Origin of the sequence: Caballeronia sp. INML1, assembly GCF_023631085.1 — a bacterium.
Taxonomy (GTDB): Bacteria; Pseudomonadota; Gammaproteobacteria; order Burkholderiales; family Burkholderiaceae; genus Caballeronia; species Caballeronia turbans.
The window spans coordinates 1-21,848 of the sequence record NZ_JALQDT010000064.1 but is presented as its reverse complement, the minus strand read 5'-3'; the positions used below and the strand labels follow the sequence as shown (position 1 = coordinate 21,848).

21 protein-coding genes, 2 pseudogenes and 1 riboswitch are annotated in these 21,848 nt (G+C 65.8%); of the genes and pseudogenes, 12 read left to right on the top strand and 11 right to left on the bottom strand.

Translation table 11 applies throughout. From position 1 onward, the window contains the following. The first annotated feature begins 49 nt into the window (after nt 1-49). Nucleotides 50-2,560, top strand: coding sequence for a PAS domain S-box protein (locus NCR38_RS25785; RefSeq protein ID WP_250477783.1), 2,511 nt, complete (start codon nt 50-52; stop codon nt 2,558-2,560). A gap of 97 nt (nt 2,561-2,657) precedes the next feature. Continuing rightward, nucleotides 2,658-2,810 (top strand): annotated as a pseudogene (locus NCR38_RS25780) (thiolase C-terminal domain-containing protein); the annotation flags it as partial. Here NCR38_RS25780 and NCR38_RS25775 read toward each other — a convergent pair. Then, a complete protein-coding gene (locus NCR38_RS25775; RefSeq protein ID WP_061116218.1) occupies nt 2,791-3,570 on the bottom strand; it encodes a DeoR/GlpR family DNA-binding transcription regulator in 780 nt (259 codons plus the stop codon). The pseudogene NCR38_RS25780 and the gene NCR38_RS25775 overlap by 20 nt on opposite strands. A gap of 235 nt (nt 3,571-3,805) precedes the next feature. Between NCR38_RS25775 and NCR38_RS25770 the strand changes: the two genes are divergently transcribed. Genes NCR38_RS25770 through NCR38_RS25755 form a run of 4 tightly spaced genes read left to right on the top strand, consistent with a single transcriptional unit; the run spans nt 3,806 to nt 8,516 of the window. Continuing rightward, on the top strand, nt 3,806-4,804 hold the full coding sequence (locus NCR38_RS25770) for a 2-keto-3-deoxygluconate permease (RefSeq protein WP_061116217.1): 999 nt from the start codon (nt 3,806-3,808) through the stop codon (nt 4,802-4,804). Next, a complete protein-coding gene (locus NCR38_RS25765; RefSeq protein ID WP_061116216.1) occupies nt 4,801-6,054 on the top strand; it encodes a four-carbon acid sugar kinase family protein in 1,254 nt (417 codons plus the stop codon). Before NCR38_RS25770 ends, NCR38_RS25765 begins: the two co-directional genes overlap by 4 nt. A gap of 26 nt (nt 6,055-6,080) precedes the next feature. After that, nucleotides 6,081-7,082 (top strand): 4-hydroxythreonine-4-phosphate dehydrogenase PdxA, encoded by a 1,002-nt coding sequence (gene pdxA / locus NCR38_RS25760; RefSeq protein WP_061116215.1) that lies wholly within the window; start codon nt 6,081-6,083, stop codon nt 7,080-7,082. A gap of 54 nt (nt 7,083-7,136) precedes the next feature. Continuing rightward, a complete protein-coding gene (locus NCR38_RS25755) occupies nt 7,137-8,516 on the top strand; it encodes a CoA transferase (RefSeq protein WP_061116214.1) in 1,380 nt (459 codons plus the stop codon). Nucleotides 8,517-8,536: 20 nt separating this feature from the next. On the opposite strand, the gene NCR38_RS25750 is transcribed toward NCR38_RS25755, so the two are convergent. Then, nucleotides 8,537-9,160, bottom strand: a complete 624-nt coding sequence (locus NCR38_RS25750; RefSeq protein ID WP_061116213.1) for a LysE family translocator — start codon at nt 9,158-9,160, stop codon at nt 8,537-8,539. Nucleotides 9,161-9,166: 6 nt separating this feature from the next. Further along, complete coding sequence (locus NCR38_RS25745; RefSeq protein WP_250477804.1) at nt 9,167-9,790, bottom strand: FMN-binding negative transcriptional regulator; 624 nt, start codon at nt 9,788-9,790, stop codon at nt 9,167-9,169. Between the two features lie 85 nt (nt 9,791-9,875). On the opposite strand from NCR38_RS25745, the gene NCR38_RS25740 reads away from it, so the two are divergent. Beyond that, nucleotides 9,876-11,345 carry a PLP-dependent aminotransferase family protein gene (locus tag NCR38_RS25740; protein ID WP_061116211.1) on the top strand — a complete coding sequence of 490 codons (1,470 nt, stop codon included), beginning with the start codon at nt 9,876-9,878 and terminating at the stop codon, nt 11,343-11,345. 19 nt (nt 11,346-11,364) lie between these two features. On the opposite strand, the gene alr is transcribed toward NCR38_RS25740, so the two are convergent. Further along, entirely contained in the window at nt 11,365-12,468 is a 1,104-nt protein-coding gene (alr, locus tag NCR38_RS25735) for an alanine racemase (RefSeq protein WP_250477782.1), read from the bottom strand. Between the two features lie 174 nt (nt 12,469-12,642). Here alr and NCR38_RS25730 point away from each other — a divergent pair, with 174 nt between their 5' ends. Further along, nucleotides 12,643-13,071 carry a DUF6632 domain-containing protein gene (locus NCR38_RS25730; protein ID WP_061116511.1) on the top strand — a complete coding sequence of 143 codons (429 nt, stop codon included), beginning with the start codon at nt 12,643-12,645 and terminating at the stop codon, nt 13,069-13,071. On the opposite strand, the gene mntP is transcribed toward NCR38_RS25730, so the two are convergent. Continuing rightward, a complete protein-coding gene (mntP, locus tag NCR38_RS25725; protein ID WP_061116209.1) occupies nt 13,037-13,606 on the bottom strand; it encodes a manganese efflux pump MntP in 570 nt (189 codons plus the stop codon). The genes NCR38_RS25730 and mntP overlap by 35 nt on opposite strands. A gap of 7 nt (nt 13,607-13,613) precedes the next feature. Then, a riboswitch (yybP-ykoY riboswitch) is annotated at nt 13,614-13,786 on the bottom strand. A 114-nt stretch (nt 13,787-13,900) separates the two neighbouring features. Here mntP and NCR38_RS25720 point away from each other — a divergent pair. Together NCR38_RS25720 and NCR38_RS34210 are read left to right on the top strand one after the other, a co-directional pair. Continuing rightward, entirely contained in the window at nt 13,901-14,347 is a 447-nt protein-coding gene (locus tag NCR38_RS25720; protein WP_061116208.1) for an ester cyclase, read from the top strand. A 149-nt stretch (nt 14,348-14,496) separates the two neighbouring features. Then, nucleotides 14,497-14,631: a hypothetical protein gene (locus NCR38_RS34210; RefSeq protein WP_284502400.1), complete on the top strand. Its 135-nt coding sequence runs from the start codon at nt 14,497-14,499 to the stop codon at nt 14,629-14,631. 42 nt (nt 14,632-14,673) lie between these two features. Here the strand turns inward: NCR38_RS34210 and NCR38_RS25715 are convergent, their stop codons facing one another. The 3 genes from NCR38_RS25715 to NCR38_RS25705 form a co-directional block, all read right to left on the bottom strand. Next, nucleotides 14,674-17,190, bottom strand: coding sequence for a glucose/quinate/shikimate family membrane-bound PQQ-dependent dehydrogenase (locus NCR38_RS25715; RefSeq protein WP_061116207.1), 2,517 nt, complete (start codon nt 17,188-17,190; stop codon nt 14,674-14,676). A gap of 174 nt (nt 17,191-17,364) precedes the next feature. Continuing rightward, nucleotides 17,365-17,688, bottom strand: coding sequence for a hypothetical protein (locus NCR38_RS25710; RefSeq protein WP_061116510.1), 324 nt, complete (start codon nt 17,686-17,688; stop codon nt 17,365-17,367). 55 nt (nt 17,689-17,743) lie between these two features. Then, a complete protein-coding gene (locus NCR38_RS25705; protein WP_061116509.1) occupies nt 17,744-17,992 on the bottom strand; it encodes a hypothetical protein in 249 nt (82 codons plus the stop codon). Nucleotides 17,993-18,116: 124 nt separating this feature from the next. Between NCR38_RS25705 and NCR38_RS25700 the strand changes: the two genes are divergently transcribed. Further along, on the top strand, nt 18,117-18,497 hold the full coding sequence (locus NCR38_RS25700) for a hypothetical protein (RefSeq protein ID WP_061116508.1): 381 nt from the start codon (nt 18,117-18,119) through the stop codon (nt 18,495-18,497). 3 nt (nt 18,498-18,500) lie between these two features. Here NCR38_RS25700 and NCR38_RS25695 read toward each other — a convergent pair whose 3' ends face one another. Next, nucleotides 18,501-19,700, bottom strand: a complete 1,200-nt coding sequence (locus tag NCR38_RS25695; RefSeq protein WP_061116206.1) for an amino acid aminotransferase — start codon at nt 19,698-19,700, stop codon at nt 18,501-18,503. 23 nt (nt 19,701-19,723) lie between these two features. Continuing rightward, entirely contained in the window at nt 19,724-21,121 is a 1,398-nt protein-coding gene (locus NCR38_RS25690) for an amino acid permease (RefSeq protein ID WP_250477781.1), read from the bottom strand. A 344-nt stretch (nt 21,122-21,465) separates the two neighbouring features. Between NCR38_RS25690 and NCR38_RS25685 the strand changes: the two genes are divergently transcribed. Next, a complete protein-coding gene (locus NCR38_RS25685; protein WP_061116204.1) occupies nt 21,466-21,729 on the top strand; it encodes a hypothetical protein in 264 nt (87 codons plus the stop codon). Here NCR38_RS25685 and NCR38_RS25680 read toward each other — a convergent pair. Beyond that, nucleotides 21,659-21,848: pseudogene (locus tag NCR38_RS25680) on the bottom strand (hypothetical protein); the annotation flags it as partial. The gene NCR38_RS25685 and the pseudogene NCR38_RS25680 sit on opposite strands and share 71 nt — an antisense overlap.

Genomic DNA, 21,848 nt, shown 5'->3' with positions numbered 1-21,848 from the left:
ACGATGCCTCCGCGATTCACGATCGCGATCCATCGATTGGACATGGCCCATGCGGACTCAATACGAGGCGTCGAGCCCGGAAAGCAATATCAAGGCGAAACATGAGCAACTGGCGCATTTCCAGCGATGGTTCGCCACGTTCGCGAGCCTCGCCCATTCGCGGCTTCCCTTGTCCGCTTATCTGCAAAAAGTCACCGACACGCTGAGAGAAGTCGCGGGCGTCGCGTCCGCCGTGGTGGAATGGATCGAAGGCGACTCGCTCATCTATCGCGCGGTGAGCGGCGCGGCGGCGGCGCACATCGGCGTGCGGCTGCCTACTGCCGGCAGCCTGTCGGGCCTGTGCATCACGCGCCAGCAGGCGCTCATCTGCCGCGATTCGGCGACGGACCATCGGGTCGATCGCGCCGCATGCGAGGCGGTCGGCGCCGTGTCGATGGTGGTCGCGCCCGTCGTCTACGAAGGCCGCTCGGTTGCGGTGCTGAAGCTCATCTCCGGCGAGGCCGATCATTTCGGGCCACCCGATATCAGCATTCTCGACGCGTTTTGCGCGTGCATCGCGGAGACCATCGCGCGCGAGGAAATCGCGCAGGAAAACCGCAAGCTCGTGAAGGAAAACGCCAGCGTGACCGCGGATCTTTCAGTCGAGTCGTCGCTGCGCATCGAATTCGAAAAGAAGCTCGCCGACGCCATGCGCCGACGCCAGACCGTGCTCGACAACGCGCATGTCGCGTTCGTGTCGATGGACGAGGCCGGCATGGTCGTCGACTGGAACGAGGCCGCTACGCTCCTCTTCGGCTGGAAGCAGCAGGAAGTGACGGGCCGCGAGCTTGCCTCGCACATCGTGCCCGAGCGCTTTCGCGACGCGCATCGCGCCGGACTCACGCGCTATCTCGCGACGGGCGAGGCGCGCATGATCAACCGGCGCTTCGAGCTGCCCGCGCTGCGCCGCGACGGCAGCGAGTTCGCCGCCGAGCTGACGATCAGCGAAGTCTGGTACGAAGGCCAGCGCCAGTTCGCGTGCTTCGTGCACGACATCACCGACCGGCACGTCGCGACCGAGGCGAACGAACGTCTGCGCCTGCTCATCGACTCGGTGAGCGACTATGCGATCTGCATGCTCGACCAGAACGGCCATGTGCGCTCGTGGAACGACGGCGCGCGTGCGATCTACGGCTTCTCGGCGGCCGAAGCGATCGGCCGGCATTTCGCGCTCTTCTACACATCCGACGAACACGGGCGCGACCGTCCCGGCGACGACCTCGCGCTCGCCGCGAAGCGCGGCCGCATCGAGCACGAAGACTGGCACGTGCGCAAGGACGGCTCCGAGTTCTGGGCGCACGTCATGCTGAGCGCGCTGCCCGGCAACAGCGACGGCGAGCAGAGCTTCGTCAAGATCACGCGCGACATGACCGCGCGGCGGCGTCTCGAGGAACTGGAAGCATCGAGCCGGCGCATGAACGAGTTTCTCGCGTTGCTCGGTCACGAGCTGCGCAATCCGCTCGCGCCGATCCGCAACGCGGTGAGCATCCTCAAGCTCAAGGCGTCCGACGATGCCGAGGTGGTCCGCAGCCGCCAGATCGTCGATCGTCAGCTCGCGCATCTGACTCGGCTCGTCGACGATCTGCTCGAAGCCGGGCGCGTCAGCTCGGGCAAGATCCGCCTGACGACGGCGACCGTCGATATCGCCGATGTCGTGCATCTGAGTGTCGAGGCCAGCCAGCCGCTGTGCGACGAGCGCGGGCAACGCATCGACGTGAAGGACAGTGGTCAGCCCCTTTTCGTGAACGGCGATGCGACGCGGCTCGTGCAGGCGCTCAACAATCTGCTCAACAATGCGTCGAAGTTCAGCCCGCCCGGCTCGACGATCACGCTCGAAGTCGGCCCGCGCGGCGGCTCGGTGCTGGTGCGCGTGACCGACGAGGGCCGCGGCATTTCTTCCGAGGCGCTCGGCACCGTGTTCGATCTTTTCGTGCAGGAGCATCCGCCGGGCGCGCATCCGGACGAAGGCGGTCTCGGCATCGGCCTGACGCTCGTGCGCGCGATAGCGGAACTGCACGGCGGGCATGTCGAGGCGAAGAGCGGCGGCGCGGGACGAGGCAGCGCGTTCTCGCTCTGGCTGCCGCTCGCCGAGGCGCCGGCGAGCGGCGCACCGGCAGGCGGGACGCCGCTCGCCGTGACGAGCCGTCAGCTCGACGTGCTCGTCGTCGATGACAACCGCGATTCCGCCGACAGCATGACGCTGCTCGTCGAGCTGCTCGGCCACAACGCGCGCGCCGCCTACGACGGTCCGGGCGCGCTCGATTTGTTCGAAGCGCTTCGGCCGCAGGTCGTGCTGCTCGATCTGTCGATGCCCGGCATGACGGGCTTCGACGTGATCCGCCGCATGCGTCAGGACGGCGACAAGCCCGGCGGCACACGCGCGATCGTCGCCGCGATGACGGGCCTCGGCTCGGACGAAGACATGGCGCGCACGCGCGCCGCCGGTTTCGATGCGCACCTCGTCAAGCCGGTCGATCTTCCGGAACTGGAGCGCGTGCTGGCGCTGGCGGCGCGCGTCTGACGATTTCCGGCGCGCCGGGAACGGCACGCACGCGCGCGGGCGTTTTCGCGAGGCGATACGGCACTTTCCGCACCGGCCAGAACGCGCCGTTAGCATCGGCGTCGCGCAAATCGTCGAACTCACCGGGCAGTTGCGTGGCAGGGCCGGTGCGCGGCAGCGTCCGGGCGCGAAGGTCGCGCTCGCGGAGAACAACGGCGGTCAGCTTGCGGGCGATTCGGCCGTCGCGCTGGTCACGATTCTCTCGACGTAAGCTCGGTGCATTCCACCGTCACATTGCCCCGCTCCTCGAAGCGCGCGAGCACCGGCGCTTCGGCCAGCGCGTCGGTGACGAGCGTCCAGTTGCGCTCGAGCGGCGTCCAGTGCTGCTGGCTCGCGCGCTCGAGCTTGTTCGACGTGACCAGCACGAACACGCCCGCCGCCTGCGCGATGATGCATTCCTTCAGAAACGCCTGCTCCGCCGTCGCTTCGCACAGTCCGCGTCCGGCGACGACACCGTCCGCGCCGAGAAACGCCTTGTCGAACGTGACGCGCGTGAGCGCCACCTGCGCGATGGGCCCGAGCGTGCTCATGCTCGATGGCCGCACGTCGCCGCCGATCAGCGTCACGCGCACGTCCGCCGACGCGAGCACATTGACCGCGAGCAGATTGTTGGTCACGACGTGCACTTCCGAACGGCCGGCGAGCCAGCGCGCGAGCGCCGCCGTGGTCGTGCCGCCATCGAGGAAGATGGTGTCGCCGTCCTGCACGTGACGCGCGGCCGCGCGCGCGATCGCCTCCTTTTGCTCGCGAAAACTTTCGCGGCGCGTATCGAGCGATTCTTCCGGCTCGTGCATGCCCACCGATGCCGCGCCGCCGTACGTGCGCACGATGCGCCGCTCCTCGGCGAGCGCGCGCAGGTCGCGGCGCACCGTCGCTTCCGACATGCCGAAGTGCTCGCACAGCGCGGCGACATCGTTCATGCCGGAAAGCACGGCCTTGAGCATGGCTTCGCGGCGTTTTTCGACTTTCATCCTGTTCCCTGAGTTCTTTGCGGTTCTGACGGCGACGCACAGTGTAGCGAACCGGCCGGGTCCGTCGAATGCTGGCGGTTCATTCTGAACGTATCGCAAGCAATTTGATCGATTCGATCAGAGTAAACCCGCACGACGACGGATTTGCGCGAAATACGCCGAAGGACTACACTCCCATACGCTCGATTCGATCACTTTATGATCGAATCGCGCAAAAACCACTCTGGAGACTTGCATGGCTCAGATTCATATCAAGCGCGCCGTCGAGCGCGTGCCTGGCGGCATGATGATCGTCCCGCTTCTGATCGGCTCGCTGATCGCGACCTTCGCGCCGAACATGCCGAAGTTCTTCGGTTCGTTCACGAACGCGCTCTTCACCGGAGCGTTGCCGATTCTCGCGGTGTTCTATGTGTGCATGGGCGCGAGCATCAACGTGAAGGCGACGCCCTATCTCCTGAAAAAAGGCGGCGCACTGTTCGCGACGAAGGTCGGCACCGCGGTCGTCGCGGGCGTCGTGCTCGGGCACTTCCTCGGCGAGCAGCCGATCACGTCGGGCGTGTTCGCGGGCATCTCGACACTCGCTGTCGTCGCCGCGATGAACGACACGAACGGCGGCCTGTACATGGCGCTGATGGGGCAGTACGGCCGTTCCGAAGATGTGGGCGCCTACACGATCATGTCGCTCGAATCCGGCCCGTTCCTGACGATGGTCACGCTCGGCGTCGCGGGTCTCTCGGCGTTTCCGTGGCCGACGCTCGTCGGCAGCATCCTGCCGCTCGTGGTCGGCATGCTGCTCGGCAATCTCGATCGCGAGATGCGCGACTTCCTCGGCCGCGCCGTGCCGGTGATGATTCCGTTCTTCGCGCTGGCGCTCGGTGCGAGCCTCGATCTGCACAAGGTCTGGCAGGCGGGCCTGCTCGGCATCGGCCTGGGCTTCGCGGTCGTCGTCGTGACGGGCATTCCGCTTTATTTCGCGGATCGTCTGACGGGCGGCACGGGTGTCGCGGGCGCGGCGGCGGCGAATACCGCGGGTAACGCGGCCGCCGTTCCGGCGCTGATCGCGGCGGCCAATCCCGTCTATAACGAAGCGGCCAAATCCGCAACGCTGCTCGTCGCGGCGTGCGTCGTCGTGACGGCAATCGTGTCGCCGATATTGACCGCGTCGATTGCGAAACGCGTGAACGCGCAAAACGATGCGCGCTTGGCATCGAAGACACGCGAGGCCACGCAATGAAGAGCTTGTTGATCGTCGCCGACGATCTGTCCGGCGCCGCCGATTGCGCGATCGCGTTCGCGGCGGCCGGACTGAAAACCGTCGTCTCGCTCGATGAGAACGCATCACACGCGAACGCAAGAGTCATCGCGGCGGACACCGACACGCGCCGCCTCGCGCCCGCCGACGCCGCGAAGCGCACGGCGAGCACCTGGCAGACGCTGCGCGCGCCGGGCCGGCGTCTCTACAAGAAGATCGATTCGACCTTGCGCGGCAACTGGAGCGCGGAAGTCGCGGCGCTGACGCGGCTCGCCGGACCGGCGATCGTCACGCCCGCGTTCCCGGCGACGGGCCGAACCGTGCGCGATGGCCGTGTGTTCGTGCGCGGCGTGCCGCTCGAAGACACCGAAACGTGGCAGCTCGAACACGCCGGGCAAAACGCGGGGTTGCGCGCGATGCTCGACATGGTCGGCCTGCGCGTCGCGCACGTTTCGCTCGATGCGTTCCGGGCCGCGCCGCACGACGTCGCCGCGATGATCGCATCGGCGGCCGCGTCGGCGGATGGCATCGACGCCATCATCGTCGATGCCGAAACCAGCGGCGATCTGGCCGCGCTTGCCCGCGTGACCGCATCGGTCGATGCGCCGTTTTTCTGGGTCGGTTCCGGCGGACTCGCGCGCGAACTGGCCGCCCTGCCCGATCTCTTCGATGCCGATGCGTCCTCGCACCCGGCAAGCTCGATCGATCCGACGCAAGGCCCGATCCTCGCGCTCGTCGGCAGCCTCTCCGCGATTTCCGAGCGTCAATGCGCGATGCTGTGCGCCGAAGCCGGCGTGCGCGAAATGATCGTGCCGCCCGCCGTGCTACGCGATGGCGCGCAACACCCGCAATGGCAGGCGTGGCATGAACGAATCGGCGATTCGGTGCGCGGCAGGGAAGACGCGATCGTGCGCATCGGCCGCGACGACGCGTTCGATCCCGCCGAAGGCGCGCTGCTGTCGAACGCGCTCGCGGCGCTCGTCGCGCCTCAATTCGACGCGCTCGGCGGACTGATCGCGACCGGCGGCGAAACCGCGCGCGCGATCCTTTCCGCCGCGAGCGTCGGCAGCCTCGAACTCGTGCACGAAATAGAAGCGGGTGTCGCGCTCGGACGGCCAGCGGGCGGCACAGGCCCTTCCATCGTCACGAAAGCGGGCGCGTTCGGCAGCGAGCACGCGCTGCTCGGCGCCTACCTGCATTTGCGCGGCGCGGATATTCCCGTCGCGCGTTAAGACACGACATCACCAGACGAAAGATCATGACCAACACACTCCCCGTAATCGGCATCACGATGGGCGACGCGAGCGGCGTAGGCCCGGAAGTCGTCGTCAAGAGCCTCGCGCACGACGCCGTCCATCGGCAGTGCCGTCCGCTCGTGATCGGCGATGCGCGCCGTCTCGAGCGTGCGAACGAAATCGTCGGCGGCAAGGCGACCGTGCGACGCATCAAGGATGCGACCGAAGCGCGCTACGAGCCGGGCGTGATCGATTGCATCGATCTCGGCCTGATTCCCGACGACCTGCCCTTCGGCGAGCTTTCCGCCGTCGCGGGCGATGCGGCGTATCAGTACATTGCGCGCGCCGTCGAACTGGCGCAGGCGAACCAGATCGACGCGATCTGCACCGCGCCGCTCAACAAGGAAGCGCTGCACGCGGGCGGCCACAAGTTTCCCGGTCACACGGAGATGCTCGCGCATCTGACGGGCGTCGATGAAGTGTCGATGATGCTCGTCGCGCCGCAACTGCGCGTGATCCACGTGACGACGCATATCGGCATCATCGACGCGATCCGCAAGATCGAGCCGGGCCTCGTGCAGCGCACGATCGAGCGCGGCAACGCGACGCTCGTGAAAGCGGGCATCGAGAAGCCGCGCATCGGGGTGTGCGGGATCAATCCGCATGCGGGCGAGAACGGGCTGTTCGGCTATGGCGAGGAAGAGGAAAAGATCATCCCCGCCGTGAAGGTCCTGCAGGAACGCGGTCTCGATGTGACCGGCCCGCTGCCTGCCGATACGCTCTTCTACCGCGCGGGGCGCGGCGACTTCGATCTCGTAGTCGCGATGTATCACGATCAGGGGCACGGTCCGGTGAAGGTGCTCGGTCTCGAAGCGGGCGTGAACGTGACGGTGGGGCTCGATGTGATTCGCACGTCGGTGGATCACGGCACGGCGTTCGATATCGCGGGCAAGGGCATCGCCGATGAAGGCAGCATGCTCGAAGCGCTGCGTCAGGGCGCGGAGCTGGCGACGCGGCGTCACTGAACGCAGTTGGCGCGATAATGGGTGCTTCACACGAAGCACGCGCGCCGACCGATCATGACCTCTTCCTTCGATACGCTGCACGACATATGGCGCATCGCCGGCTTGCCCGGCGATGCGCTTTCTTTCATCGACCTTCCGGGTCGCGATCCGGTTTTTCCATCGAGCTTCGCCGTCGGCACGGCGGCGCAGGCGAGCATCGGCGCGGCCGCGCTCGCGGCGTGCGAGCTTGGTGCGCTGCGTGGCGGCGCTCGGCAGCGCGTGTCGGTCGACATGACGCATGCGGCGGTCGAATGCACCGGCGCGTTCATGGTCGATGGCAAGGAGCCGGAAACGTGGGGACGCTTTTCCGGGCTCTATCGCTGCGCCGATGGCTACGTCCGCATTCACGCGAACTTCGAACATCATCAGGATGGCGCGCTGCGGCTGCTCGGGCTCGATCCGAAAACGGCGACGCGCGAAGACGCCGAGCGCGCGTTGCTCGCGTGGCGCGGCTGCGATTTCGAGAACGCGGCGGCGGAGCGTGGGCTCGTCGTCACGATGCTGCGCACCTTCGATGCGTGGGACGCGACGCCGCAGGCGCAAGCCGTCGCCGCGCAGCCATTGATGACGATCACGCGCATCGGCGATGCGGCGCCTCTCGCGTTGCCGCCCTTGTCCGCCGATGCGCGTCCGCTCGACGGCCTGCGTGTGCTCGATTTCACGCGCATTCTCGCGGGGCCGGTCGGCGGGCGCGCGCTGGCTGCATTCGGCGCGGACGTGATGCTCGTGAATGGACCGCATCTGCCGAATATTCCCGCGATTGCGGATACGAGCCGGGGGAAACGCTCGGCGTTGCTCGACCTTCGCTTGGCTTCGGATCGCGACACGCTCTGGCGGCTGATCGATGACGCGCATGTGTTCGCGCAGGGGTATCGGCCGGGCGGGATCGCATCGCTGGGTTTCGGGCCGCAGGCGCTGGCGGCGCGCAGGCCGGGGATCGTCTATACGTCGCTGAGTGCGTATGGCACCGAGGGTCCGTGGGCCGAGCGGCGCGGCTTCGATTCGCTCGTTCAGACCGCTATGGGTTTCAACGCAGCCGAAGGCGAAGCGGCGGGCGAAGGCAAGCCGCGTCCCTTGCCCATGCAGATGCTCGACATGGCGAGCGGCTTCCTGATGGCGTTCGGCGCGGCCGCCGCGCTATGGAAACAGCAGCGCGAAGGCGGAAGCTGGCATGTGCAGGTTTCGCTCGCGCAGACGGGGCACTGGGTGCGCGGACTCGGGCGCGTGGCGGGCGGGCTGAAGACGGCGAAGCCGGATTTCGCGCCGTATGTCGAGCGGTACGAATCCGGTTTCGGCGAGCTGATGGCCGTGCGGCCGAGCGCGCAACTGGCGCGCACGCCCACGGGCTATACGCGCAATTCGGCGCCGCCGGGGACGTCGGACGCGCGGTGGTGACGCGCGTTTGCTGAACCGCTTCAAAGCGCGAACGTCCTGCGCGCGAGCGCCAGATATCCGCCCAATCCCAGCATGACGGCACCCGAGGTGCGTGTGAGGAATCTCGCGCGCGCGGCACGTGCGGCACTCGAGCCGAGCAGGCGCGACGCCGCGAGCACCGCGCCGACATCGACGAGCGTATTCAACGTGACGCAGATGCTCCCGAGCAGCACCAGTTGCGGAATCAACGCCTGACCTTGCGCGACGAACTGCGGAAGGAACGCCAGGAAAAAGAGCGCGGTTTTCACGTTGAGCGCTTCGACGAGAATGCCTTCGCGGAACGCGCGACGCGCACCGTGCGACGTAACCGGGGCGAGATCGGCTGCCTCTTCCTTGCGGATCAGAAGGCGAATGCCGAGGTAGATCAGGTACGCAGCCCCGATGTATTTGACGATGCTGAAGAGCATCGCCGACCGGGCGATCAGCAGAGAAAGGCCGAGCGCCGCGGCAGCGACGTGAAACAGGCCGCCGACCGCCGTGCCGAGACACGACGCCATGCCTTCGGCGCGGCCTCCTGCGACGGTTCGCGCGACGACATAAGCGATGCCGGGGCCGGGCGTAATGGCAAGCACGGTCGCCGCGATGAGAAATGTAAGGAAGGTCATGGTCTGTCACCCGGCCCGCGACATCGCCTGAGCCAGCTCATCATGTCCGCGCGCTTGCAACGTATCGGCTGCATTGATTCGATCGCGCGCCTCCTTGTTCTGGCTCAGCTTCGATTTGCCCACGAGCGATGTCACGGCGATCTCGATGCCCACGATGTTTCGCAACATGCCGTCGATGAACTCGGGTTCGGAGTCGCCCATCTTCCACGGCTTCGGCTCGTTCGCCTCGTGCCGCCGCGTCAGGCGCGCGACGAGGCCGCGCACGAACGGCTCGTCATCGCGCACGGTGAGCACGCCGTGCGCGTGCACGACTTCGTAATTCCACGTCGGCACCTGCCGATGCGCCTCGTGCTTGCTCGGATACCAGTTCGGCGAGATATACCCCTCGGCGCCGCGAAAAATCACCATGACGGGCGTGCCGGTCGGGTATCGCTGCCAGATATCGTTGGCGCGCGCCACGTGCGCGGTGAGCAACCCGTGCGTGCCCCGGTCCGGATCGAATTCGAAGGGAATGTGATTGGCGTCCAGACCGGCGTCGTCGCGCGTGACGAGGATGCCGAGCACATGCGCGCGAATGATCCGTTGCAACTCTTCGGGGCGAGTTTCTGCGAAATGCGGCGGGATATACATCGTGAATGCTCGACTGATGTGACGGAACTCCGTGACTATCGCCCGAAACAGGCACAATACGAAGGTCCAGTTTCGGTCGATTTTCATGGTCCAGTTGAACAAGCCTTCGTCGAGCGCGGTCGGTACGGGACAACGCATCTACGATTTGCTGCGCGCGCAGATCGCCGACGGCACGTTGCCCGCAGGCGCGCCCGTGCCATCGACGCGCGCGCTGGCGGCGGAGCTGGGCGTCTCGCGCACCACGGTTACCGCCGCCTACGAACAGCTCGCGGCCGAAGGCTTTCTCGTCACATCGGCGGGCCGCGTCGCACGGGTCGCGACGCCGCCCGTGCCCGTCGCGCCGCCCGGCCCCGCGCGTGTCGCCCGCACGGCGCCTGCGCTCTCCGCATACGGCCGGCGCGTCTCCGGCCTGCCCATGCCGGTTCTGCCTCAGACGAAGAAGGGCACTGTCAGCTTCCTGTACGGCGCGGTGTCCGCGCGCGACTTCCCATCGCTGATCTGGAAGCGGGCTTATCAGGCCGAGTTGCTGCATCAGCCGGACAGCCTCTACTACGTCGCGCCCGAAGGCGATGCCGCGCTGCGGCGCGCGCTGCAGGCGTATCTGGGCCGGGCGCGCGGACTCGTCTGCGACAGTGAGCAGATCGTCGTGGTGAACGGCACGCAGCAGGCGCTCGATCTATGCGCGCGCGTTTTGCTCGATCCCGGCGATACGTTCGCGTTCGAAGACCCGGGCTATCTGATCGCGCGCCACTGCTTCGAAGCGTCGGGCGGCGTGCCGCTGCCCGTTCCCGTCGACGAACATGGTCTCGACACGCGCCGTCTGCCCGCTCGCGGCCGCGCGCGGCTCGCCTACGTGACGCCATCGCATCAGTTTCCGTTGGGCGGCGTGTTGCCGGTCGGGCGCCGGCTCGAACTGCTCGAATGGGCGCGACGGCACGATGCGTGGATCATCGAGGACGACTACGACGGCGAGTTCCGTTACGGCCAGCGCCCGATCGACGCATTGCAATCGATCGATTCGAATGGCCGCGTGATCTACATCGGCACATTCTCCAAGGCGCTTTCGCCGCATCTCCGTCTGGGTTACATGATCCTGCCGCACGATCTCGTGCCGGTGTTCCGTCAGGCCAAAAGGCTGAGCGACCGTCATTCCGCGGTCATCGATCAGCGTGTTCTCGCATCGCTGATCGAAGGCGGCGCGTACGAACGTCACGTGCGGCGCGTGCGGCGGGAATACGAACGGCGTCGCGCCGCACTGCTCGATGCCATCGCGTGTCTTCTGCCGCGCCGCGCGGAGGTGACCGGCAGTGCCGCCGGGCTGCATGTCACGCTGTGGCTGCCGTTTCTCGATTCGAACGATGAGGCGGCGCTCGTGGCCGCTGCGCATGCGAAAGGCGTGGGTGTCTATCCGGTGTCGCCGCTCTATGTCGCGCCGGCCGTTGCCGCGCGCACCCGGCCCGCCGGCCTGATCCTCGGCTATGCCAGCGTGCCGGTCGATCAGATTCGCAGAGGTATCGAGATACTCGCCGGCGTGATCGGCGATACGAGCGCCTGAGTTCGCCTGCGCGGCAGCGTCAGGCCGACTGCGCTTTGGGCTCGCTCGTCACGCCCGCGTCGATGCTCACCGGCACGCGCCGCGCGAGCGCGCACATCAGCTCGTAGCCGATGGTGCCGGACGGCTCGGCCACCTCGTCCACCCGGACGTGCTCGCCCCACAGTTCCACCGATGATCCGATGCCCGCCGCCGGGCACGGCGTGAGATCGACGGTGAGCATGTCCATCGACACACGTCCGACGATGCGCGTGCGCACGCCGTCGATCATCACGGGTGTGCCCGTCGGCGCGTGGCGCGGGTAGCCGTCCGCGTAGCCGCATGCGACCACGCCGATTCTCATCGCGCGATCCGCCGTGAAGGTGCGGCCATAGCCGATTGTCTCGTTCGGCGCGAGCGTCTGCACGCCGATGATGCGGCTTTCGAGCGTCATCGCCGCGCGCAGGGCGAAGCCTTCGATGTTGCGCGCGCGGCCCGTCGGCGACGCGCCATAGAGGATCGTGCCGGGCCGCACCCAATCGCGATGCGCGCGCGGATGCCACAGCACCGCCGCCGAATTGGACAGCGAGCGCGTGCCGGGAAGATTGCGCGTGGCGGCATCGAACTCGTCGACTTGCCAGTCGATCGCGCCATCGTCCGCGTTCGCGAAGTGGCTCATCAGGCCGATCAAGCCGACCGCGCCGGTGCCCGACGCTCGCTCCCACGCGGCTTCGAACTCGCCCGGCCGGTAGCCGAGCCGGTTCATGCCCGAGTTCATCTTCAACTGGATGTCGATGCGTTCGCTCGGCCGCGCCGCTTTGAGCAGCGCGAGTTGCTCGTCGCAATGCACCGTCACGGTGAGGCGATGACGATCTGCCGTCTCGACGTCCGCAGGCTCGAAAATGCCTTCGAGCAGCAGAATCGGTTTCGTCCAGCCGAGTTCGCGCACGCGCACGGCTTCGTCGAGATCGAGCAGTGCGATGCCGTCCGCTTCCGCGAGCGCCGGATAAATGCGCTCTATTCCATGACCGTAGGCATTCGCCTTGATCACGGACCAGACGCGCGAGGACGGCGCCATGCGCTTGACGAGTTGAAGGTTCTGACGAACGGCGTCGAGATGAATGCGCGCGGAAATCGGACGTGGCATGACGTGCTGGATGCGAGGTTAAAGGCAGTGGATCGACGAATCGTATCGGCCAAATCGCAGTAGTTGTTATTTTATTTGCGATGTTTTTTGGTCGAAACGACTGACGGCTTCGGAGCCGTTCTGGCGCGCTTCGGCGTATGGTGTCGTTCATGCCGCGCCGCCGAGGAGCACGCCATGAACGACGCCCGCCGTCTCGCCTGTCTGCGTATCGTGCTCGTCATCGTCGGGCTGATCGCGCTGTTCGGCCTCTATCCGCTGATGTTGCTGTGGCCTTCGGGATGGGCATGGGAAAGCGGCCACGCGGGCCGCTCCGAGTATGCGCTGATGATCGTCGGCATCTATGCGACGCTCGGCGTGTTTCTGCTCATCGCATCCCGTGCGCCGATGCGGCATCTGAGCCTCATCTGGTTCACGGTGTGTTCGAGCGTCGTGCACGGCGCGATCATGACCGTGCAATCGTTCGGCGGCGCGGGACATTTCGGTCACCTGGCGGGCGATGTCCCCGCGCTTTTCATCGTCGCCGCCGCGCTCGCCGTCTTCACACCGCGCGGCGACACGGCGCGCAAGCTCAGCTCAGATAGCCAAGATGCTCAGCCAGAATGACACTGCCGACGCCGATCAGGACCAGACCGCCGACGATTTCCGCCCGCTTGCCGATGGTCGCGCCGACGAGCCGCCCGACCATCACGCCGATCGTCACCATCAGCATGGTCGCGAAGCCGATGGTCGCGGCCGTCGAGAAAATATCGACATCGATGAACGCGAGGCCTGCGCCGACCGCCATTGCGTCGATGCTGGTCGCGAAACCGGTGAGCGCGAGCACCCAGAACGAATGCGAGTTGGGTCTTTCCTCGTCGTGGGCCGCTTCGCTCAAGCCTTCGCGAATCATGCGCGCGCCGAGCACGAAGAGCAGGCCGAACGCGATCCAGTGATCCCAGGCCGTTACATACTGCGCGGCCGCCTTGCCCAGCGCCCAGCCGACGAGCGGCGTCAGCGCCTCGATCACGCCGAAGATCACGCCGGTCTTCAACGCTTCCGCGATGCGCGGCTTGTGCAGGGTCGCGCCCTTGCCGACCGCGGCGGCGAAGGCGTCGGTGGACATGGCGAAGGCTAGAAATATCGTAGAGGCGAGGTTCATCGAGTAGCGCTCTGGTCGGGCAAGATGGAACGACAGAACACGCGCCCGACCGGTCGCGAATTCCGTCGATGGTCTTGCCAACCTGTGACGGCTGCCCATGCCACGGTCTGAACGACCGAGCGTGTTGACATGAGCGCTTTTCCAGTGCGGAAAAGCCGGCTACTCCCCAGCGAAGAAGCGTGAGCTTAACACGGGTGCATGGGCGTTCCTGCGTCCATGAGACGGGTTGGGGTACAGTGGGCGGGCAATGCCGCCATTCCCACCTCATGCAGACAGCACCGAGAAGGAGGCACCATGCAGGCAGGTCAACCGACTCAATCGGCCGCGCGCGAAGCGGTCGAGCGCCTTTATCGCGCGTTTTCCACCAAGGACGTCGCGCTCTTGCGGCAGGCCGTCACCCCCGACTGGGAGTACATTCCCGAGCCGCCCGGACAGAAGCCAGGTCCCGATCAGATGATCCCCATCTTCGATGATCTCGCGACCGCGCTGCCCGACATGCGCATCGACATTCTCGACATGCTGGTGCAGGACGATCGCGTCGGCATTCGCGCGGAAGTGAGCGGCACGCAGTCGGGGCCATTGCTGGGCATCGCCGCGACGAAGAAGCCGATCCGCTTCGCAATTCATTCGTTTCACCAGCTGCGCGATGGGCTCGTGTCGAAAACGTGGCATCTCGAAGACTGGCTGAGCGTGTTCCGGCAACTCGACGCAGTGCCGCCGAGGGTCAATCCGCCGGTTTAGCCGCGGCGCGTGCGCGGCTTCGCGCGGCAGGCGCGATGCCCTCTCAAACGTCCCAAGGACTTCCGCGTGCAAGGAAATTTGTTGCAACGCGTCAAATGTGCTAACCTAGGGTTATTACCTAGTTAGTTACCCCTAGTCCGGAGTCCATCATGGGAATCATCGCCGCAACGCCCATCGCCCTCGTTTCCTTCATCGCCGCCAAGCTGCGCGCCGCCACGCGCGATGCGCTCATCGCACGCGCCAAGGTCAGCGCGCTGATGGCCGAAGCCTATCGTCGGACGTAATGCGCCGGCGCGGGAGACAAGTCCCGCGCCTCCTTGCATCGCTCACTGCAACGTGTAGGCGATCACGTAATCGCCCGCTTTGGTGCCGAGCGAGCCGTGGCCGCCCGCCGTCACGAGCACGTACTGCTTGCCGTTCGCATCGGCGTAGCTCATCGGCGTCGCCTGTCCGCCTGCCGGCAGACGCGCTTCCCAAAGCTTCTTTCCGTCGCGCACGTCGTACGCCCGCACGTATTGATCGAGCGTACCCGTCAGGAACGCGACGCCGCCCGCCGTCACGATCGTCCCGCCGAGACTCGGCACGCCGAGCGGCATTGGAACGGGCAGCGGCGCGCTGTCGACGATCGTGCCGTTCTTGTGCATCCACGCGATCTTGTTCGTGCGCAGATCGACAGCCGCCATGTAGCCCCACGGCGGCGCCTGACACGGAATCCCGAGCGGCGACAGAAACGCGCTGATCTCATAGGCGAACGGCGTGCCGCGCGCCTGCTTGATGCCGCTCGTCTCGCTCGTGCTCGTCGCGCCTTCCTGAAGCTTTTCGCGCGGAATCAGCTTCGACGTGAACGCCATGTAATCCGGATTTGCGATGAGAATCTGCCGCACCGGATCGACTGAAATTCCGCCCCAGTCGAACACGCCGAAATTGCCCGGGAACACCAGCGTCCCCTGTTCCGATGGCGGCGTGAACGGCCCGTCGTAGCGCAGGCTCTTGAACTTGATGCGGCACCAGAGCTGATCGAACGGCGTCGTGCCCCACATGTCCGCTTCCTTCACGTGCGGCGGATTGAAGTTGAGCGCGGAGACCGCCTGGGTCGGCGCGGTGTGATCGCCCTTCGCCGCGCCCTGCGGCACCGCCACTTCGCTGATCGGCACGATCGGCTGCCCGGTTTCGCGATTCAGCACGTAGATGCTGCCCTGCTTCGTCGATGCGATCACCGCCGGCTCCGTGCCGTGCGCCGTCTGCAGGTCCACGAGCGTCGGCTGCCCGCCGACGTCCATGTCCCACAGATCGTGATGCGTGAACTGGTAGTTCCAGCGCAGCTTGCCCGTCGCGGCATCGAGCGCGACCACGCCCGCCGCGAATTTTTCCGCCTGCGGCGTGCGCCCGCCGCCCCACAGGTCGGGCGTCTGGTTGCCCATCGGGAGATAGATCATGCCGCGCTTCTCGTCGACACTGAACATCGACCACATGTTAGGCGAGTTGCGCACGTAGGTCCCACCGGCCGCGATGGGCTCGGTGGCGTCCGGATTGCCCGGATCCCAGTTCCAGACGAGATGGCCGTCATTGACATCGAACGCGCGGATCACGCCCGAAGGCTCATTGTTCGATTCGTTGTCGGTCACGTGGCCGCCGACGATCACGAGGTTGCGGAACACCGCCGGCGGCGACGTGGAGTAATAGCCGCCCGGCGTGAACGGGCCGATGTTGGCGCGCAGATCGATCGCGCCGCCCTTGCCGAAGCTCGCGCACGGCTTGCCGGTTTCTGCGTCGAGAGCGATCAGGCGGGCGTCGGCGGTCGGCAGGAAGAGGCGGCGCGGGCATTCGGCCAGCGCCGTGGTCTGCGCGGGCGTCTGCACCGGCGCGGCGGGCTCCGATGCCGCCGCAGGCGCGGACGCGGCCAGTGCCTCGGTTTCGGACGACGCAACCGGCGCGCTCGCTTCGGCCGGCGCGGATGCCGCCGCAGCCTCGGATGGCATCGGATGCATGGACGTATCGTAATAAGCGACGCCCCGGCAAGTCATATGCTCCCAGTGCTTGAAGCCGATCGGGCTCTGGATCTGCGGGTCGAAGCGCCACTTTTCCTTGCCGCTCGCCGAATCGAGCGCGATCACCTTGCTGTGCGGCGTGCACAGGAAGATCGTGTCGCCAACCTTGAGCGGCGTGTTCTCGTCGGTGGTCTCGGTCGGATCGCCTGCGCCGGGCATGTCGCCGGTGCGATACGTCCACGCCACCTTCAGTTGATGCGCGTTCTCCGGCGTGATCTGCGTGAGCGGCGCGTAACGCTGCGCGAGCGGCGAGCCGCCATAGTCGATCCAGTCGCCCGGCGCACGGCCGGTCGCGGCGTTGGCGTCGGGCTGATTCGCGTCGGCGGCGACATTCACGTCGATGCGCCCCGGCCGATCATGCGGATCGATGAAATACGTGCCGATGCCGAGCAGCAGTGCGAGCACGATCGCAGCCGCGAGCGGCGTGCGCGCCCCGCGCGCGGTCGCGGGCGGGCCGAACAGCGCGCCGCGATGCACGAACGGAATCAGCAGCCAGATGCCGAGCAGCACCCAGATCCACAGACGCGGCATCAGTTGCCAGAAGTCGAAATGCACTTCGAACACGGCCCAGATCGTCGAGCCGAATAACACGAGCGCGAAGAGCAGCAGCGCGGAGCGCCGCCGTATCAGCAGCAAAAGGCCTGTCAGGGCGATGGCCGCGCCCGCGATCGCGTAGTACCACGATCCTTTCAGCGCCACGAGATACCCACCGCCCGCCGCCAGCAACACGCCGATGACAATGAACACGATGGCCGTAAAAAACGTGAGCGGATGAAGTCTTCCGTTGACAGCCATGCTGAAACCCTCCGTGACGATGAATGGCGGAACACGGCCGAGGAGACGGTCGTGGTTCGGACGCTGTCGCGTCGTGGATGGGAGCAATCGTTGTGCCGTTCGGCCGGAGATGGACGCGCGCGGAGCTGGCTTTACAGATGACTTTCGGGGAAAAGGCGCGTGCGCGCCTTCCGGTCAGAGCGGCCGCGGCCAGAGTCCGCCGCACGCATTCGCGGGCATGACGCCGGACACGAACGCGGCCTTCAGATCGGCGCGTTCGGAGAAGCGCGGCGCATCGAACCACAGCAGGAATTCGTCGCCCCAGTTGCCCCACGCGTTTTCGTCGAAATCGAAATCCTCGTCGATGCGCCCGTTGTCGCGCAGATAGGCACCGACCAATTGCGTGCCGTTCCAGTATGCGACGGCGACGTCGGTCAGATCGGCCGTCACGCCGCGCGGAAGATCGCGCAGCAGCATCGCGACATGCGCCTTGAACGATTTGAATTCGGTCGGTCTCATCGCGTGCTCCGCTTCAAAGAAGTGCGTGAAAAAAACCTGCATGCGGCGTGCTCGTTCAGCCGAACACGCCTTTATTCAAATCCTTTTCGAACGCGGCGGTCCATTGCGTGCCGTGTCCAATGCGATATTCGCGTTCCTTCAGCGTGGAACGTCGCGTGATGGTGACGAGGCCCTGCAACGGATAGACATCGTCCACGACATCGGACTCGCCGCCTTCCTGCACGAGAAAATCGCTCTCGTCGAGCCGATGGCGCTCGAGAATCGCGAGGAACTCCGCCTTTTCGTCCGGCGCGATCACAGTCATGAGACCCTCCAAGATCGAAGGCTGCTTCCATTCAAAGTAGCACACGCGCGGCGCAACGTCGGCGCATATCTTGCGACGAGCGCGGGACGGCGCACGCGCCATGTCTCAGGAGGAGTCGATCACGATGAAACACGCATCAATCACGATGTGCGCCGGCGCGCTTGCAACGCTCGTCGCATGCACGCACGCCCATGCCGACGATGCCATCTGCGGCACGCTCGAAAGCGCAACGAACGGACAGGACGGCATGATCGCGCTGCGCGAAGGAGAAAGCGTGAATTTCTGGCGGGGCGGCACCGTGCGGCACGGCGCGTTGCACGTCTACAAGGACGGCGAGGTGTATCGCGTGTACTGGCAGCCGGAGGGGAGCGGCGACCTGTACGTGCTCGCGAATGAAAGCGCGACCAGCGCGCGGCTCATCCTGACGCCGCCGCGCGGCACGAAGGTCGACACGGGACCGGGCAGCCTGCCGCCGCAGAAAGTGCTGTCCTGTCCCGCGCTATAGCGGTTACTTCGCGGCGAGCACCTTGCCGATCGCATCGGCGACGATCTGCACGTTGCTGTCGTTCAGGCCCGCGACGCACATGCGGCCCGAGCGCAGGATATACACGCCGAATTCCTCCTTGAGGCGATCCGCCTGCTCCGCGACGAGACCCGTGTACGTGAACATGCCGCGCTGCTTGATGTAGCGCGTGAGCATTTCGCCGCGCACGTGGTCCTTCAGGCCGTCGTGAATCGCCTGGCGCATGCGCGCGATGCGCTGGCACATCGACGCAAGCTCCTGCTCCCACGACTGCTTCAGTTCGGGCGTGTTCAGCACATGCGTGACGATCTTCGCGCCGTGCGTCGGCGGATTGCTGTAGTTCGCGCGCACCGCGCTCGTCAACTGGCCGAGCACGCGGTCGGCCGCGGCGGCATCGTCGCTGATGACGTGCAAGCCGCCGCAGCGCTCCCCGTACAGCGAGAAATTCTTCGAGAACGAATTGGCGATGAACGCCGGCACGCCACGGCGCGCAAGTTCGCGCACGGCGAACGCGTCGTCGTCCAGACCCGCGCCGAAGCCCTGATACGCCATATCGACGAACGGCAGCAGATCGCGCTTCTGGAGCACGTCGATGATCTTCACCCATTGCGCCTGATCGAGATCGACGCCCGTCGGGTTATGGCAGCACGCGTGCAGCAAGACGACACTCTTCGCGGGCAGCTTGTCGATGGCTTCGAGCATCGCGTCGAAGCGAAGGCCGCCGGTGGCTTCGTCGTAATAGGGGTACGTGTTCACCTCGAAGCCGGCACGCTCGAAGATGAACCGATGGTTCTCCCACGTCGGATCGCTCACCCATACTTTCGATTGCGGGAAATAACGCTTGATGAAATCCGCGCCGACCTTCAGCGCGCCCGAGCCGCCGAGCGTCTGCACGGTCGCGATGCGGCCGCCCGCGCGCGACGGGCTGTCGTTGCCGAATACGAGTGCCTGCACGGCGTCGCGATAATGCGCGAAACCGGCCATCGGCAAGTAGGGCTTCGGGCCGGGATCCTTCAGGATCGACAGTTCGGCCTCGCGCACCGCCTGCATCACCGGCAGGCGGCCTTCGTCGTCGAAGTAGATGCCGATGCTCAGGTTGACCTTGTTGGTGCGCGGATCCTTCTGGAAATTTTCGTTCAGCGACAGGATGGGGTCGCCGGGGTAGGCATCGATATGTTCGAACATGGTGTCGGTATCAGGACGAGAGATCAGCGGGATTGCAGGCGGTGGGCGCGCTTTGCGTCAGCGCCCCTTTTTTTGAGATAGTAGCCGATTCCGAGAACGGCCAGCCAGGCGGGGATCAGATAGACGGACAGGCGCAGGTCCGGAATCTCGTACATGACCCACGCGATGCCCGCGAGAAATGCGAGCACGATGTAATTCGTGAACGGATGGCCGAAGCTCCGAAACGATGTCGTCTCTTTGCTCGCGCGCTTTTGCCGGCGAAACATCAAGTGGATGATGCTGATCATCGCCCAGTTGATGACGAGCGCCGACACCGCGAGGCCCATCAAAAGCCCGAACGCGCGCCCCGGAATCGCGTAGTTGATGACGACGCACGCCGCCGTGACGATCGCCGACACCGCAAGCGCCGCGAGCGGAATGCCGCGCCCGCTCACGTTCAGCAGCGCGCGCGGCGCGTTCCCCTGCTGCGCGAGGCCGTAGAGCATGCGGCTGTTCGCATACACGCCGCTGTTGTATACGGACAGCGCGGCCGTCAGCACGATCACGTTGAGCCCGTTCGCGACGAGTGTGCTGTTCATATCGCGGAAGATCAGCACGAACGGGCTGCCGCCGGTCGCCACCTTGTCCCACGGATACAGCGCCAGCAGCACGCCGAGCGCGCCGACATAGAAAATCAGGATGCGATAGATGACCTGATTGGTCGCGCGCGGAATGCTGCGCGACGGATCTTCCGCTTCCGCCGCCGTGATGCCGACGAGCTCCAGCCCGCCGAACGAAAACATGATCACGGCCATCGACATAACGAGCCCGCTCACGCCGTTCGGAAAAAAGCCGCCGAGCCGCCAGAGGTTCGTGACGCTCGCCTCCGGTCCGGCCTTGCCCGACGCGAGCAGATAGCCGCCGAACAGGATCATCCCGACGATCGCGGCCACCTTCACGATCGCGAACCAGAATTCCGTTTCGCCGTAGGACTTCACGCTCGTCAGGTTGATCGCATTGACGATGACGAAGCACCCGAGCGCCGATATCCATGTCGGCAGCCCCGGCCACCAGTACTGCATGTAGATGCCGACGGCGGACAGCTCCGCCATGCTCACCAGAATGTAAATGGCCCAGTAATTCCAGCCGGAGATGAACCCGGCGGCGTGGCCCCAGTACTTGTCGGCGAAATGGCTGAAGGAACCGGCGACCGGTTCGTCGACGATCATCTCGCCCAGCTGCCGCATGATGAAAAACGCCATCAGCCCGGCGATCGCGTAACCGAGCAGCACGGACGGCCCGGCGAGCTTGATGGTCTGTGCGACGCCGAGAAAAAGCCCGGTGCCGATCGCGCCGCCGAGCGCGATCAGCTGGATGTGGCGGCTCTTCAGCCCGCGCCTGAGTTCGTGTTGGGATGCTTCGTTTGTCTTGCCTGAAACCATGTCGATGCCTGCATGAACCGCAAAATTACCCGCTCGTTTGACGGGACGATCGACCGCGTCGATTCGTCCGACTTTTCCGCGCTTCTAATCAGATAAAAAGTGTTGTTTTTTCGTGCGGATGACCCCACAGGCCGCTGCAAAAAAGGCCGATTATCTGTCGACGGATCTGCGATTTTACCGCCCGGCGACCCCAGAAGCCTTGATGGGCGGACCTACCGCAGCGCGCGTCCCGGACCTGAGCGCCGCACAACAAACGAACTGAGGCCGAAATCAGGGGTTGTTCGGAGGATTGCCCGGCGCGCATCGGCGGGAGAATCGCATCATCCACTCACAACGGGGTCGCCATGTATCAGACGATGGAAGGAAACGCCAGGCCGCATCGAACGGCGCAGTGTTTCACTGAAGGATCGCAGGACAGCGCGGCGGCGACGCAAGCCGAATTGCTGCACGCGCTGCAGGCGGCGTCGGACAACATCATGCGCCTCGCGGGCAAGTTGCGCGGCGAGCGCGATGCAACCGACGACGACGCCGTGACCATCACCGAGCAGCATGCGCTCGCGCAACAGCTGATCGGACGCTTGCTGGCGCTGCCCGCGTCGCAGGCGTAACGGACCAACAGGGCCAGCGGGGGGGGGCCGCCCCCCCCCCCCCCGGCCGGTAGCCGAGACGACTGTAGAGACGCGCCGCCGGGTTATCGACGAACACGCGCAACTGACATTCGGCAAGC

Bases quoted from the DNA above. Each gene is read 5' to 3' on its own strand.
- NCR38_RS25775 (WP_061116218.1), bottom strand. From the start codon at position 3,570: ATGAAAGTCGAAAAACGCCGCGAAGCCATGCTCAAGGCCGTGCTTTCC.
- pdxA (WP_061116215.1), top strand. From the start codon at position 6,081: ATGACCAACACACTCCCCGTAATCGGCATCACGATGGGCGACGCGAGC.
- NCR38_RS25710 (WP_061116510.1), bottom strand. From the start codon at position 17,688: ATGAGACCGACCGAATTCAAATCGTTCAAGGCGCATGTCGCGATGCTG.
- mntP (WP_061116209.1), bottom strand. From the start codon at position 13,606: ATGAACCTCGCCTCTACGATATTTCTAGCCTTCGCCATGTCCACCGAC.
- NCR38_RS25730 (WP_061116511.1), top strand. From the start codon at position 12,643: ATGAACGACGCCCGCCGTCTCGCCTGTCTGCGTATCGTGCTCGTCATC.
- NCR38_RS25765 (WP_061116216.1), top strand. From the start codon at position 4,801: ATGAAGAGCTTGTTGATCGTCGCCGACGATCTGTCCGGCGCCGCCGAT.
- NCR38_RS25745 (WP_250477804.1), bottom strand. From the start codon at position 9,790: ATGTATATCCCGCCGCATTTCGCAGAAACTCGCCCCGAAGAGTTGCAA.
- NCR38_RS25695 (WP_061116206.1), bottom strand. From the start codon at position 19,700: ATGTTCGAACATATCGATGCCTACCCCGGCGACCCCATCCTGTCGCTG.
- NCR38_RS25750 (WP_061116213.1), bottom strand. From the start codon at position 9,160: ATGACCTTCCTTACATTTCTCATCGCGGCGACCGTGCTTGCCATTACG.
- NCR38_RS25685 (WP_061116204.1), top strand. From the start codon at position 21,466: ATGTATCAGACGATGGAAGGAAACGCCAGGCCGCATCGAACGGCGCAG.
- NCR38_RS25770 (WP_061116217.1), top strand. From the start codon at position 3,806: ATGGCTCAGATTCATATCAAGCGCGCCGTCGAGCGCGTGCCTGGCGGC.
- NCR38_RS25690 (WP_250477781.1), bottom strand. From the start codon at position 21,121: ATGGTTTCAGGCAAGACAAACGAAGCATCCCAACACGAACTCAGGCGC.
- NCR38_RS25705 (WP_061116509.1), bottom strand. From the start codon at position 17,992: ATGACTGTGATCGCGCCGGACGAAAAGGCGGAGTTCCTCGCGATTCTC.
- NCR38_RS25720 (WP_061116208.1), top strand. From the start codon at position 13,901: ATGCAGGCAGGTCAACCGACTCAATCGGCCGCGCGCGAAGCGGTCGAG.
- alr (WP_250477782.1), bottom strand. From the start codon at position 12,468: ATGCCACGTCCGATTTCCGCGCGCATTCATCTCGACGCCGTTCGTCAG.
- NCR38_RS25785 (WP_250477783.1), top strand. From the start codon at position 50: ATGCGGACTCAATACGAGGCGTCGAGCCCGGAAAGCAATATCAAGGCG.
- NCR38_RS25700 (WP_061116508.1), top strand. From the start codon at position 18,117: ATGAAACACGCATCAATCACGATGTGCGCCGGCGCGCTTGCAACGCTC.
- NCR38_RS34210 (WP_284502400.1), top strand. From the start codon at position 14,497: ATGGGAATCATCGCCGCAACGCCCATCGCCCTCGTTTCCTTCATCGCC.
- NCR38_RS25715 (WP_061116207.1), bottom strand. From the start codon at position 17,190: ATGGCTGTCAACGGAAGACTTCATCCGCTCACGTTTTTTACGGCCATC.
- NCR38_RS25755 (WP_061116214.1), top strand. From the start codon at position 7,137: ATGACCTCTTCCTTCGATACGCTGCACGACATATGGCGCATCGCCGGC.
- NCR38_RS25740 (WP_061116211.1), top strand. From the start codon at position 9,876: ATGGTCCAGTTGAACAAGCCTTCGTCGAGCGCGGTCGGTACGGGACAA.